Consider the following 13,522-nt stretch of genomic DNA (forward strand, 5'->3'; position numbering starts at 1 on the left):
ACGACGCCGGCAGCGCGGCGCTCGTGACCCGCTGGATGCGGGCGAGGTCGCACTGCCGGCGCAGAGGTGCGTGTGCCGCGTGGTCTTGGCGCTGTCGGCGGTTCTGTGCCGAGGGGTCGCAGGTCAGCCGGAGTGGCGGCTGTCGCGGTCGTTGTCCTCGGCGGCCTCCGGCGTCTCGACGTGCTCGGCCGGTGCGTCCGGCGTGGTCGGGATCGGCGGGGTGGGCGTGCGGTCGGCGACCGCCTCGCCCGGGCTGGCGCCCACGGTGTCGGCCGGCTCGGTCGACGCGTGCTTGGGTGCACCGGACCCGGCGACGGTCTCCGGGGTCTGGCCGGGTGCGGGCGGGCTCGCCGGAGCCGAGGTCTGCGGCGGGGCCGCCGACGGCATCGGCTGCCACTGCTGCTGGCTGCTCCCCTTGAGGGCGCGGTAGGCGGCGATGGCGGCGCCGCCGAGCGCACCCACGAGCAGGAGCAGACCCCACTTGCGCCTGCGGTGCGGCTTGGCCACCTCGACCTCACCCCGCAGGGCGGCGTAGGCGGCAGTGCCCCGGCGTACGGCCTCGTCGCGGTAGGGCTCGCTGACCTCGAGTGCATGCGAGACCGCCTCGCTCACCCGCGGTGCGACGTCCTCGACGAGCACCTGGCGGGCGTGCTCGACGGCGGGGGTGACCTTCTCCCGGGCCTCCTCGACCGCCGGACCGAGGTGCGTACGAGCGTTTTCCACGGCGGGAGTGAGATGCGTCCTCGCGTTTTCCACGGCGGGGGCGAGACGTCCCCGGGCGTTCTCCACGGCGGGCGCGAGGCGCACCCGGGCGTTCTCCACCGCCGGGCTCACCCGCTCGCGGGCGATCTCAACGGCCGGCACGACGCGCTCGCGGGCGATCTCAACGGCCGGCACGACGCGCTCGCGGGCGGACTCGACGGCGGGTACGAGTCGCTGGCGCGCACTGTCCACGGCGGGGGTGAGTCGTTCGCGGGTGTAGTCGGCGGCCGGAGCGACACGCTCGCGGATGTCCGGGGCGAGACCCGCTCGCTTCTTCTGGCGTCCCATCTGGTTGCGCCTCCTTGTCCACACGTGCGATGTGCGGCTTCGTCTGTACTCCCCGTGCACCACGCGGCGGGGATGTATCGGGATGCCTTTCCCAGGGTGCCTCCGATCATGCCCGGTCGGCACGTTCCTGTCGCGGGGGCACCCCGCAAGCATTCCACTCGTTGCCGTGAAAGGATCGCCGCTACGGCAATGCAAGCGGAGAGAGGACGTACCGGTGAGTGAAGAGACGTTCGCCACACTTCGGACCTCGAAGGGCAATGTGGTGATCCGGCTGTTCCCTGATCACGCACCCAAGACGGTTCAGAACTTCGTCGGTCTGGCGGAGGGCACCCGCGAGTGGGTCAATCCCGAGACCGGGGAGAAGTCCTCCGACCGCTTCTACGACGGCCTCACGTTCCACCGGATCATCGAGGGCTTCATGACCCAGGGTGGCTGCCCCCTCGGCACCGGCACGGGTGGTCCCGGCTACCGCTTCGGCGACGAGATCCACCCCGATCTCCGCTTCGACCGTCCCTACCTCCTGGCGATGGCCAACGCGGGCCCCAACACCAACGGCTCGCAGTTCTTTATCACCGCCGGCCCGACCCCGCACCTCAACGGCCGGCACACGATCTTCGGTGAGGTCGAGGACAAGGCCAGCCAGGCGGTGCTGGACGAGATCAACTCCGTGCCCACCGGGCAGATGGACCGGCCGCTCGAGCCGGTCATCCTGGAGTCGGTCGACATCGAGCGCCGCGAGGCCTGACCTCCGACGACCTGGGGCGCGCAGCGATGACCGACCAGTCACGGCCGGACGAGGGCCCGGAGGCCGGACAGTCCTCCGGGCAACCGCCCGTGCCGACGTGCTACCGCCACCCCGAGCGCGAGACCTACATCCGCTGTCAGCGCTGCGACCGGCCGATCTGCCCGGACTGCCAGCGGCAGGCGGCGGTGGGTTTCCAGTGCGTGGAGTGCGTACGCGAGGGTGCCCGCTCCACCCCTACCGCCCGCACCCGCTTCGGCGGGGTGGTCCGCGGCCGCGAGGCACTCGTCACCAAGGTGCTGATCGGGCTCAACCTCGTGGTCTTCCTGCTGACAGTGGTGGTCGGCCGTTCGGTCGAGCAGCAACTCTCCCTGGTCGGCAACAGGTTCTTCTTCGCCGACGCGGTCGGCGAGTCCTTCGGCGTGGCCGGCGGCGCCTACTGGCGGCTGCTGACCTCGGCGTTCCTGCACGTCGAGATCTGGCACCTCGCGATCAACATGTTCTCGCTGTGGGTGCTCGGCCCGCCGCTGGAGCGGCTGCTCGGGCGGCTGCGGTTCACCGGGCTGTACCTCGTCGCGGCGCTGGCCGGCAGCGCCGTCGCGTACGCCTTCACCTCGCCGTTGACGCCCATCCTCGGCGCGTCGGGCGCGGTCTTCGGACTCTTCGGCGCGACCGTCATGATGGCCCGGCGGATGCGCGCCGACATGAGTTGGTTCCTCGGCATCCTGCTCATGAACGTCGTGCTGAACGTCGTCTTCCGGCACTTCCTGTCCTGGCAGGGCCACCTCGGCGGGTTCGTCGCCGGGCTGGCTCTGGGCGCGATCATCGCCTACGCCCCGCGCGAACGCCGTGACCTCGTGCAGGCCCTCGGTTTCGCGGGCGTGCTGCTCGCCTCGATCGCGCTGATTCTGTGGCGGACCGCGCAGATCAACGCCGGCCTGGCCTGACACCCGGACCCTCGCCCGAGACCGGCCGGGCACTTCCGGCGCTGATTCGCCTCCGTCACAGTCCACAGCTGGGGAAAACCTGCCCCCACCTGCCCGGGGATATCCCCAGCGCGCCTGTGGATGTTGGGGATAACTCTTGTCTCGCTGGGGACAGCGTGTGGAGGCTCTGCGCGCGACCCTGAGCAGGGCTCTGACCTGCAGTTTTATCAGGTTTACTCGCGGTTGCCGAGCCGTCGGATCCGGTGCGCCCAGGCGTACGACCGGTACATACCCACAGGCCGCACCGTCTGGGGCGGACGACTACCGCTCCACAGGCGCCGTTCCCCCGGAAAGTTGTCCACAGTCTGGGGATGGCCGTGTGGATGAACTACACGGTTGTAAGTCGGAGCGGCGACGTCAGTGAGTCACCGGGCGGTCACCACGCCTCGCGGGGAGCCGCCGTGTCAGCGCCACTGGGTGGAGACCACGAACCCCGTGGCGATCAGGCCCATCCCGATCAGGATGTTCCAGTTGTGCAGGTCGCGCATGCCCGGGATCTCGGTGCCGGCGAGGTAGAACGTGACGATCCAGGCCAGGCCGACCAGGAAACAGGTCAGCATGACCGGCACCACCCACCGCCCGGCGTGCCTGCTTCCCTCGGCCTTGGCGGAGCCGCCGCGCGGAGGGGTGTAGGCCTGCTTCTTCCGGCCGTGTGATTCGGGCACCTCGCCACCTTTCGTAGTAAGACGTCCGAGCCGGCTTACACCGGCCGACTCCGGCTGGGGCCGGCTGACGTGGACGGGACCCTGACGGGACACTGACTGGACAATGGTCGGACACTGACGTCGGTTAGCGTAGTCAACACTCAGGGCGCGACGACGACGGAGGGCACGTGGCTGACCAACTGCCCGACTCGTCGACCTCGCAGCGAGGAGACGGCACCGACGGCCCGGACGTCACCGACGGCGCAGGCGGCACGAAGACCCGGCGCCGCCGGCTGCGCCCGTCCCGGTTGCTGGTCGCGCTGACGTTCGCGCTGGCCGGGTTCCTCGGGGTGACCAGCGCGGTGAACGCCGAGGGCACCGACCTGCGGGCCGAACGCCAGACCGACCTGGCCGACCTCGCACGATCCCAGCTGCGGACCAACCAGCGGCTCGGCGAACGTGTGAGCAAGCTCCGGGCGGAGGTCGACGAACTCCTGGCCCGGCAGTTGCGCAGCGACCGGTCCGACGCCGCGCAGAAGAAGGTCGACCGGCTCGCGCCCGTCGCCGGGCTGACGCCGGTGCGGGGTCCGGGCGTCACCGTCGTGTTGGACGACGCACCGCCCAGCGCCCGCACCAACGACACCGATCCCGACGCCCTGGTCGTCCACCAGCAGGACATCCAGGCCGTGGTGAACGCGATGTGGGCCGGCGGCGCGGAGGCGATGACGATCCAGGGACAGAGGGTGATCTCCACCTCCGCGATCCGCTGCGTCGGCAACTCCGTCGTACTCCACGGCGTCCCCTACCCGCCGCCGTACCGCATCGAGGCGGTCGGAGACGTCGGCGGCATGATCCAGGCGATCGGTGACTCGCCGGCGATCAACACCTACCTCGCCTACGTCACCGACCCGAGGTACCGCCTCGGGTGGAAGCTCACCCGGTCGACGAACCTGCGGATGCCGGCGTTCGACGGGCCGCTCAACCTCGACTACGCCGTCGAACGCGACGTCAGCGGGGACGCGGCCTCCCGCTGACGGACGCGGTAGAGGCCGGGCGGGCGGACGTCCGGACGGGGCGCCCAGCACAATGGTGCGGTGAGCACGCGCATCCTCGTCGTCGACAACTACGACTCCTTCGTCTTCAACCTGGTGCAGTACGTCTACCAGCTCGGAGTCGAGTGCGACGTACGCCGCAACGACGAGGTGGAGCTGTCCGAGATCGACGGCTATGCCGGTGTCCTGCTGTCCCCCGGGCCGGGCACGCCGGAACACGCTGGCGTCTGCGTCGACCTGGTGCGCCGGGCCGCCGGGCGGGTGCCGGTGTTCGGGGTGTGCCTCGGTCTTCAGGCGATCGCCGTGGCGTACGGCGGGGTGGTCTCCCGCGCCCCCGAGCTCCTGCACGGCAAGACCAGCCTGGTCCACCACGAGGGCGCGGGGGTGCTGGCCGGGCTGCCCGACCCGTTCACCGCGACCCGCTACCACTCGCTCGCGGTCGAGCCCGCCTCGGTGCCGCCGGAGTTCGAGGTCACCGCGCGCACCGCGTCCGGCGTACTCATGGCGCTCAGACACCGCGAGTTCGACTGCGAGGGAGTGCAGTTCCACCCCGAGTCGGTCCTCACCGAGGGCGGCCACCGACTGCTGGCCAACTGGCTGGTCACCTGCGGCGAGACCGACGCCGTCGAGCGGTCGGCCGGCCTGGCGCCCGTGGTCAGCCGGTCGTGAGCCGCCGGGTCAGATGACTCGCACGCTCCGACCGGTACGCCCTCTCCCGTGAACCACTGATCCGACGCCGACCGTCGACGTTCGGCCCCGGCTCAGGCCGACGGGGGCGGAGGCGGTGTCGTCGCCCCGTCGCCCTGCGGCGGTGGTGGAGGCTCCGGCGTGTCGGTCGGGGTGGGCTTCGGAGTCTCCGTGGGAGGAGGCGGCGTCTCGGTCTTGGACGGAGTGGGCTCCGGCTGCGTCTGCGTCGGGCTCGGCGTCGGAGTCGGGGAGGGCTTCTGGGTCTTGTTCGGCTTGGGCTTCGGCCGCGGGTTGGGCTGCTGGCCCGGCGCGCGAGCGATCACGATCGAGACCGTCGTGTCGGGTGCCCGGCGCGATCCGGCGCCCGGCACCTGCCGGACGACCGTGCCCGACTGCCCCCGCGACGTGGTGTCGTAGCTCTTGCTCACCCGGAAACCCGCGTCGGCGAGCCGGGCCTCCGCGACCGCCGCGCTGTCTCCCACGACGTCCGGGACGGAGGTCAGCCCGCTCGCGTGGTACAGCGTGACCGTGCTCCCCGCCTTGACGACCGACCCCTCGTCCGGGTCCACCCGGCTGACGTCGGTGGCGTTGCCGGAAGCCTTCGGATCCTCCTTGCTGAGGACGTTCAGGCCTTCCTTCTCCAGCATCGCCCGGGCCGCGGACACCTTCTTGCCCACGACCGCCGGAATGGTGACCTCGCCCTGCCCGCTGGACACGGCCACGTCCACCGCGGAGTCGACCTTCGCCGACGCGCCCGGCGTGGGGTTCTGGGAGACGATCTGCCCCTTGGTGACGTTCTCGCTGGCCTGCTGGGTGATCTTGCCCAGCCGGAGCTGGCTCTGCGCGAGCACGGTCCGCGCCTCGGCCAGGGTCTTTCCTTGCAGGGTGGGGGTGGAGACGGTCTTCGCGGAGTCCTTGCCCAGACTTTGCAGGCCGATGAACGCCGCCACCCCGAGCACGAACACGATCGCGATGGCGAGCAGGATGTACGCCGCCTTCCGGCCGCGGTCGGGCGTCTCGTCGTCGTCCTCGGCGTAGGCGGCCGCGCGTTCGGGATCGGCCGGGGGGATCGGCTCGTCCGGCGGCAGGAAGCGCGCGGTCGCGCCGGCGGCGAGCATCGGTGCGATGAGTTCCTGGCCGGACAGGCCGCGCTCGATGTCCTGCCGCATCTCCGCCGCGGACTGGTAGCGGTCGTGCGGCTTCTTCTGCAGCGCCTTGAGGGTGATCGCGTCGGCGATCGGCGGCACCTCGGGGTCGAGCATCGACGGGGGTCGAGGCTCCTCCCGGACGTGCTGGTAGGCGACCGAGACCGGCGAGTCGCCGACGAACGGCGGCCGGCCGGTGAGGAGTTCGTACAGCAGGCAGCCGGTGGAGTAGATGTCGCTGCGGGCGTCGACCGACTCACCGCGCGCCTGCTCCGGGGAGAGGTACTGCGCGGTGCCGATCACTGCGGCGGTCTGCGTCATCGTGGCCGAGGCGTCGGCGACCGCGCGGGCGATGCCGAAGTCCATCACCTTGACGTCGCCGTTCGGCGTCAACATGACGTTGCCGGGCTTGATGTCGCGGTGGACGATGCCCGCGCGGTGGCTGTACTCCAGTGCCTCCAGCACGTCGGCGGTGATCTCCAGCGCCCGCTCGGGGAGGATCCGGCGGCCCTCGCGGAGCACGTCGCGCAGGGTCCGCCCCTCGACGTACTCCATCACGATGTACGGCACCGAGATGCCGTCCACCTTCTCCTCGCCGGTGTCGTAGACGGCGACGATGGTCGGCTGGTTGAGCGCCGCCGCCGACTGGGCCTCCCGGCGGAACCTGGCCTGGAAGACCGGGTCGGTGGCGAGGTCGGGGCGCAGCGTCTTCACCGCGACCGTCCGGCCGAGCCGGCGGTCGACGCCGATCCTCACCTCGGCCATGCCGCCGTGTCCGAGCACGTCGCCGAGCTCGTAGCGGCCGCCGAGGAAACGCGCCTCCGTCATGACGTACCTCTCCTCATACGGTGTCGCGGCATCATCGCCCGATCACCGCCCGCATCACGGCCTTGGCCACCGGGGCCGCCAGCCGCCCGCCGGAAATCTCGTTGCGCCCCACGTTGGCGTGCTCGATGACCACGGCCACCGCCACCTGGGGTGCGTTCGCCGGCGCGAACGACGCGAACCAGGCGTATGGCGGCTTGTCCGGCGTGGTCTGCGCCGTCCCCGTCTTGCCGGCCACCGACACCCCGTCGATCTTCACCGGCGCACCGGTGCCGTGGTCCACGACGTTGACCATCATCTGGGTCAACTGCCTGGCGACGCCCGGTGACGTCGCCTGGGACAGGGTCTGTGGCTCGGTCACCTCGAGCGTCTTCAGGTCCGGCCCGCTCACCTTGGCCACGACGTAGGGCTGCATCACCTTGCCGCCGTTGGCGATGCCGGCGGAGACCATCGCCATCTGCAGCGGCGTGGCGGCGACGTCGTACTGGCCGATCGAGCTCTGCGCGAGCTGCGGGGGGTTCAGCTCACCGGGGAACACGCTGGTGGCGGCGTTGAGGTCCTGGAGGTACTCCTGGCCGAAGCCGAACTTCTCCGCCTGCTGGCGCAGCGCCTTGTCGCCGACCTTGAGCCCGAGCCCGGCGAACGCGGTGTTGCAGGAGGTGGCCAGGGCCTCGGTGAGAGTGACCTGCGGCGCCGGGCCGCACAGGCCGTTCTGCCAGTTCTTCATGTTGAACGTGGTCAGCGGCAGGTCGAGCTCGGCCGGCGCGGGCAGCTTGGAGTCGGGGTTGTAACGCCCACCGGACAGGGCCGCCGCCGCGGTGACCAGCTTGAACGTCGAGCCCGGCGGGTAACGGCGCTGCGCCGCGCGGTTCTCCATCGGCCTGCTGGAGTTGTCCTCCAGCTGGTTGGCCGCCTTCAGGATCGAGTTGGCGTTGTGGGAGGAGAGCTGGTTGGGGTCGTACGTCGGCTTGCTCACCATCGCCAGGATCTTGCCCGTCGACGGCTCGATAGCCACCACGGCGCCGCGGTTGTTGCCGAGCGCGTCGTAGGCCGCCTGCTGCGCCTTCGGGTTGATCGTCAGCAGAGCGCTGCCGCCCTGCGGCTGGCGGTTGGTGATCAGGTCGACGATCCGGCGGACGAACAGCCGGTCGTCGGTCCCGGCCAGCACGGAGTTCTCCGCCTTTTCCAGGCCGCGCCGGCCGAGAACGTAGGAGTAGTACCCGGTGAGGTGGCCGTACAACTGCGGGTCGCGGTACCTGCGGAGGTAGACCAGGTCGTCCTTGGTCTTCACGGAGTAGGCGACCTGGGTGCCGCCGACCATGATCGGGCCCCGCTCCCGGGCGTACTCGTCCAGCGTGACCCGCTTGTTGTCGGCGCGGTCGTTGAGATCGGACGCCTGGAACACCTGGATGTAGTTGGCGTTGGCCAGCAGGGCCAGGAACAGCACCATGAAGGCCACCGCGATCCGGCGGATCGAACGGTTCATCGAGACATCACCGGCGTACCACCACTACCTGGGTCAGGGCGTCTTCGGTCGGCGCGGGCGGCAGGACGGTGGCCGGCCTTCGCGCGAAGTCGCTGATCCGCAGCATCAGGGCGACCAGCGCCCAGTTGGCGACCAGCGAGGAACCTCCGTAGGACAGGAACGGGGTGGTGAGGCCGGTGAGCGGGATCAGCTTGGTCACCCCGCCGATCACCACGAACACCTGGATCGCGAAGACCGAGGCGATGCCGGTGGCCAGCAGCTTGCCGTACTGGTCGCGGCAGACCAGGGCGGTGCGCAGGCCGCGTTCGACGATCACGCCGTACAGCAGCAGGATCGCCATCAGCCCGGTCAGGCCGAGCTCCTCACCGATCACCGCTGCGATGAAGTCGCTCTTGGCCAGCGGCACCAGTGTCGGGTGGCCCTCACCGAGCCCGCGGCCGAGCAGCCCGCCGTAGGCGAAGCCGTACAGCGACTGGATGATCTGGTACGCGCCGTTGGCGTTGGCCGGGTCGAACGGGTGCAGCCAGGCGTTGACGCGGTTGGCGATGTGGGAGAACTGCGAGATGCCGAGCTGGGTGGCGGCGATGTAGGCGAACCACGCGCCGCCTACGAACATCGTGCCGCCGAGGAACAGCCAGCCGGGGCGTTCGGTCGCGACGTACAACATGATCACGAAGACGCCGAAGAACAGCACCGCGGTGCCCAGGTCGCGCTGGAACACCAGGATGGCCAGGCTGATCATCCAGGCGGACACGATCGGGCCAAGGTCGCGGCCGCGGGGCAGATCGATGCCGAGGAACCGCCGCCCGGCCAGGGCGAGCGCCTCCTTCTTGACCACGAGGTAGCCGGCGAAGAAGACGATCAGCAGCATCTTCGCCACCTCGCCCGGCTGGAACGACAGCCCGGCGAACCGCACCCAGATCTGCGCGCCCTGGAAGCGCACCCCGATCCCGGGCACCAGCGGAAGGAGCAGCAGGGCCACACCCGCGAACAGCGCGGTGTAGGTGGCCCGCTGCAGCCACCGATGGTCGCGGATCAGCAGCAACATGGCGATGAACGCCGCCACGCCGACCGCGGTCCAGGTGAGCTGGGCGGGTGCGTCGACGTGGGGCATCGACTCACCGGCGTCCTGGGCCGCCTTGACCTTGGACAGGTCGAGCCGGTGGATCAGGGCAAGGCCGAGGCCGTTGAGCAGGACGACACAGGGCAGCAGGATCGGGTCGGCGTACGGCGCGCGGTAGCGGACCACGACGTGGGCGATGCCCACCAGCAGGACGAGACCCAGGGCGTACGACACGATCTGCGGGGAGACGTGACCGGTCACCGCGACGCCGACGATGGCGTACGCACCGACGGCGACTCCCAGCGCGAGGACGAGCAGGACCAGCTCGGCACCGCGGCGCCTGCGGGGCTGCACGGGGTTGGTCTGCTGAGTGTCGCTCACTTCGTACCTGTCGGGGTCGGGGTCGGGGCCTCGCCGCCATCGCACTCGAGGGGGATGTCGGGTGCGCCGGCCGCGCGGTTGCCGGGCTGCGCCGGGGACTCGGTGACGGACGGCGAGGGCAGGGCGGCGTTGGCGTTCGGCGTCTTCGTGGGGCTCGGCCGGCCGGGTGTGGCCTTGCCGGTGGGCTTGGGCGTCGGGGTGGGTGTGGGCTTGGGAGTGCCCTGGGCGGAGCAGCGGCGGGCCACGTCGGACAGCATCGAGACGATGGCCCGGGCCTCACCGAGGTCGTTGGCCGTGATCGTGCTGGAAACCCGCTCGCGGTGGTACTGCGGGAGCTTGGCCAGGGTCAGCGGCTCGAGTTCGTAGAGCTGGGACACCCGCAGGCCGGGGATCTGCTGGGAGATCCCGCGGAAGATCGCCACCCGGGCGGCGGTGCCGGTGCCGCCGCTGTCCGCCGCGTCGGCGGGATAGGCGCCGACGTAGTACTGCTTCTGGGTCCAGTCGTACGCCCACCGGACGCCGACCGCGAGCAGCGCCAGCACCGCCAGGATGCACAGGACGCGCACCAGCCACCGGAACCGCCGCCGCGGCGGGCGCGGTGCGTAGCGCAGCTCCTCCTCGCGGTCGGGGTCGCCGGGCACTCCGGCGTCGACGTCGGAGATCGCGACGTCGGTGTCGTCGGCACCGACGGTCCGTGGCCGGGTGAGGTCGTCGTCCTCGTCCAGGACGTCGTGGGTGGAGGTGGGGTGGGAGGAGGTGACGCTGTTGCCGCCGGCGCTGACCTCCGGGTCGACCGCGGCCACCGCGCCGACCAGGGCGATCGCCGTCGCAGCCGCACCCTGCCCGCCGTCGCGCTCGGGATCGACGACATCGGCCACCACGCAGGTCACGTTGTCGGGGCTGCCGTGGTCGAGAGCCGCCTCGATCAGGTTGGTCGCGGCCTCTTCCGGCGTGGCCGCCCGGCCGAGGATCTCCGCGATGACGGGGTCCTTGATCCCGGCGTTGTCCAGCCCGTCGGAGCAGACCAGGAACCGGTCGCCCGGGTCGACCTCGATCGGCTGGATGTCGGGTCGCGCGTCCTGGCGGCCCTCGAGCACCCGGATGATGAGCGACCGGTGCGGGTGGTACTCGGCCTCCTCCGGAGTGATCCGGCCCTCGTCGACCAGGCTCTGCACGAACGTGTGGTCGTGGGTGAGCATCCGCAGCCGGCCACCGCGCAGGAGGTAGGCGCGGGAGTCGCCGATGTGGGCGACGTGCGCGACGTGCCCGTCGAACAGGATCGCCGTCAGCGTCGTGCCCATGCCCTCCAGGTGCGGCTCGGTCTCGATGCGGGCGGCGATGCGCGAGTTGGCCTCGGCCGCGACCCGGTTGAGCTCCTCGTCGGGCTCCGCGTGCTCGGCCACGTCGAGGTCGCGCACCGTGGTGATCGTGATGGCACTGGCGACGTCGCCTCCGACCGCGCCGCCCATCCCGTCGGCGACGGCGAGCAGATAGGGCCCGGCGTAGCCGGAGTCCTCGTTCCGCTTCTTCGGACCGAGACCGACGTCGGTGCGGGCGGCGTACCGGAGCGCGAGCGTCATCCTGCCTTCTCTTGGCCGGGAGAGGTCGGAAGGTGGACGCGGCGGGACCGGACACGACCGGCCCGCCGGACGGCACCGGGCAGCCCGGGCGTCACTCCGCTCATCCGTACAACCTCGCAGGTCATCGTGGCGCGCCTACTTGTACAGCTCGATGATCGTCTTGCCGACGCGGACAGGGATGCCTGGCCCGACCGCGGTCGGACCGTGGATGCGCGACTCTCCCACAAAGGTGCCGTTGGTGGAGCCGAGGTCCTCGGCGTACCACGAGCCGGACTGCGGTCGCAGCACAGCATGCCGGGTGGAGACGTACTCGTCGTCGATCTGCAGCTCGCACTCCCCGCCCCGGCCGATCACCAGCGGCGAGTCGCCCAGCGGCACCTGCAGTCCCGAACTCGCCCCCTGGACCACCACCGCCGTCGTGGGCTCTCCTCGCTTGCGCCGCGGCGGCTTGGCGGGCTTGACCGGCTTCTTCTGCGGCCGGTCGGCCTTGCCCGATCCGCTGACCCGGGTGCCGAACAGGTCCGAACGGATCACCGAGACGGCGGACAGCACGAACAGCCAGAGCACCGCGAGGAAGCCCAGCTTGATGATGGTGAGGGTGAGTTCGGACACTACCGCTGCGCTCCGTCCGGGTGGCGCAGGACGAGGAGCGTGTTGCCGAGCAGGATCTGACTGCCCTCCCGAAGCGGCGCGTAGTCGACGCGCTGCCCGTTGACCACGATCCCGTTGGTGGAACCGAGATCGTGGATGGTGACGGTGTAACGGGGGCCTTCCTGCACCACGCGGATCTCGGCGTGCCTGCGGGAGACGCCCGGATCGGTGATGCGGAGGTCGGCTTCGGTGCCCCGGCCGAGCACGGCGCCCGGCGGCTCCAGCGGGTGCCGCTGGCCGTTGACCTCGAGGTAGGGGGCGGGCGCGGGTGCCCGTCGCTGACCGGGGCCGTTGCCCGGCGGCGCGTGTCCCGGCCCGTGGCCGGGTCTCGGCCCCTGACCCTGTCCGGGACCCGGACCCTGGCCCGGTCCGCGCGGCGGGCCACCCGGACCCGGCCGGCGGTCCGGCGAGGGCTGACGGCGACCGGGCGTGACCTGGGCGACGGCGCTGCTGCGGACCCGGAACCGTCCGGTGGACAGTCCGTCCTGGCGCTCGAACGAGACGGTGACCGGGCCGGTGAACGCGTAGCTCTGGTTGCTGGCGTGCCGGCTCACCACCTCGGCGAGCTCCTTGCTGAGGGTCTGGTCGTAGGGTGCTAGCCGTTCGTGGTCGCTCGGTGACAGCTCGACAACGAAGTCGTTGGGGACCAGGCTGGAGTCGCGGGACAGCACCTGGGCGGAGTTGTCGAGCTCCCGCTGCAGCGCGGAGGCGATCTCGACCGGCTGGACGGCCGAGCGGAAAACGCGCGCGAAGGTTCCCGTCACGATGCCTTCCAGGCCACGCTCAAAGCGTCGAAAGACTCCCACAGGTACCTCCTTCCCGTACCAGCGCCGGCCATGTTCGCGTCGATCGTAACTGTCGTTCCAGAGTGCGGCTGACTCCAACCACCCCCTGGGGGTTCTCGGGCGTACGACGGGACCCTCGCCGATCCGTCAGGACACCGCCCCGGGAGCTGTCGAGGAGCCGCCGGGGTGCTGCCACAGGTCCAGGGACGTTCTACACGCCGACGCCCCCGGAACGTCGCGTGCCGTCGGCCGGACAAGTGTGGCGAGCTGGGGACAACGTCGCCAGTGGGCCCGTGCTAGCCTCTAGGCGCTCCAGATCACCGCGGTGCGGCGTGACGGGGTTGCAGTGTGCGCGCGAGTGGCGGAATAGGCAGACGCGCAGGATTCAGGTTCCTGTGCCCGCAAGGGCGTGGGGGTTCAACTCCCCCCTCGCGCACCAGCTACG

General features: G+C 70.9%; 12 protein-coding genes and 1 tRNA gene. 5 read left to right on the forward strand and 8 right to left on the reverse strand.

The window, feature by feature from the left end:
- Positions 1–123: 123 nt before the first annotated feature.
- On the reverse strand, positions 124–1,050 hold the full coding sequence (locus ABZV93_RS05355; protein ID WP_354930715.1) for a DUF5324 family protein: 927 nt from the start codon (positions 1,048–1,050) through the stop codon (positions 124–126).
- 214 nt (positions 1,051–1,264) lie between these two features.
- Between ABZV93_RS05355 and ABZV93_RS05360 the strand changes: the two genes are divergently transcribed.
- The gene (locus tag ABZV93_RS05360; RefSeq protein ID WP_354930718.1) at positions 1,265–1,795 is read left to right on the forward strand and encodes a peptidylprolyl isomerase; all 531 of its coding nucleotides are present in this window, start codon (positions 1,265–1,267) and stop codon (positions 1,793–1,795) included.
- 26 nt (positions 1,796–1,821) lie between these two features.
- A complete protein-coding gene (locus ABZV93_RS05365; protein ID WP_354930721.1) occupies positions 1,822–2,739 on the forward strand; it encodes a rhomboid family intramembrane serine protease in 918 nt (305 codons plus the stop codon).
- Positions 2,740–3,182: 443 nt separating this feature from the next.
- Here ABZV93_RS05365 and ABZV93_RS05370 read toward each other — a convergent pair whose 3' ends face one another.
- A complete protein-coding gene (locus ABZV93_RS05370) occupies positions 3,183–3,443 on the reverse strand; it encodes a cell division protein CrgA (RefSeq protein WP_354930724.1) in 261 nt (86 codons plus the stop codon).
- Positions 3,444–3,610: 167 nt separating this feature from the next.
- Between ABZV93_RS05370 and ABZV93_RS05375 the strand changes: the two genes are divergently transcribed.
- Entirely contained in the window at positions 3,611–4,456 is an 846-nt protein-coding gene (locus tag ABZV93_RS05375) for a DUF881 domain-containing protein (RefSeq protein ID WP_354930727.1), read from the forward strand.
- Between the two features lie 60 nt (positions 4,457–4,516).
- Positions 4,517–5,143, forward strand: coding sequence for an aminodeoxychorismate/anthranilate synthase component II (locus tag ABZV93_RS05380; RefSeq protein WP_354930730.1), 627 nt, complete (start codon positions 4,517–4,519; stop codon positions 5,141–5,143).
- Positions 5,144–5,235: 92 nt separating this feature from the next.
- On the opposite strand, the gene pknB is transcribed toward ABZV93_RS05380, so the two are convergent.
- The 6 genes from pknB to ABZV93_RS05410 all read right to left on the reverse strand — a co-directional run bounded on the left by pknB (position 5,236) and on the right by ABZV93_RS05410 (position 13,098).
- The gene (gene pknB / locus ABZV93_RS05385; RefSeq protein WP_354930733.1) at positions 5,236–7,134 is read right to left on the reverse strand and encodes a Stk1 family PASTA domain-containing Ser/Thr kinase; all 1,899 of its coding nucleotides are present in this window, start codon (positions 7,132–7,134) and stop codon (positions 5,236–5,238) included.
- A gap of 31 nt (positions 7,135–7,165) precedes the next feature.
- A complete protein-coding gene (locus tag ABZV93_RS05390) occupies positions 7,166–8,617 on the reverse strand; it encodes a penicillin-binding transpeptidase domain-containing protein (RefSeq protein ID WP_354930736.1) in 1,452 nt (483 codons plus the stop codon).
- Positions 8,618–8,624: 7 nt separating this feature from the next.
- On the reverse strand, positions 8,625–10,061 hold the full coding sequence (locus ABZV93_RS05395; protein ID WP_354930739.1) for an FtsW/RodA/SpoVE family cell cycle protein: 1,437 nt from the start codon (positions 10,059–10,061) through the stop codon (positions 8,625–8,627).
- Positions 10,058–11,641 carry a protein phosphatase 2C domain-containing protein gene (locus ABZV93_RS05400; protein WP_354930742.1) on the reverse strand — a complete coding sequence of 528 codons (1,584 nt, stop codon included), beginning with the start codon at positions 11,639–11,641 and terminating at the stop codon, positions 10,058–10,060. The genes ABZV93_RS05395 and ABZV93_RS05400 overlap by 4 nt, the downstream gene beginning before the upstream one ends.
- 135 nt (positions 11,642–11,776) lie before the next feature.
- Complete coding sequence (locus tag ABZV93_RS05405) at positions 11,777–12,253, reverse strand: FHA domain-containing protein (protein WP_354930745.1); 477 nt, start codon at positions 12,251–12,253, stop codon at positions 11,777–11,779.
- Positions 12,253–13,098, reverse strand: a complete 846-nt coding sequence (locus ABZV93_RS05410) for a DUF3662 and FHA domain-containing protein (protein WP_354930748.1) — start codon at positions 13,096–13,098, stop codon at positions 12,253–12,255. The genes ABZV93_RS05405 and ABZV93_RS05410 overlap by 1 nt, the downstream gene beginning before the upstream one ends.
- A 331-nt stretch (positions 13,099–13,429) precedes the next feature.
- Between ABZV93_RS05410 and ABZV93_RS05415 the strand changes: the two genes are divergently transcribed.
- A tRNA-Leu gene (locus ABZV93_RS05415) sits at positions 13,430–13,516 on the forward strand.
- Positions 13,517–13,522: the final 6 nt, after the last annotated feature.

The organism is Actinopolymorpha sp. NPDC004070 (assembly GCF_040610475.1).
GTDB lineage: Bacteria > Actinomycetota > Actinomycetes > Propionibacteriales > Actinopolymorphaceae > Actinopolymorpha.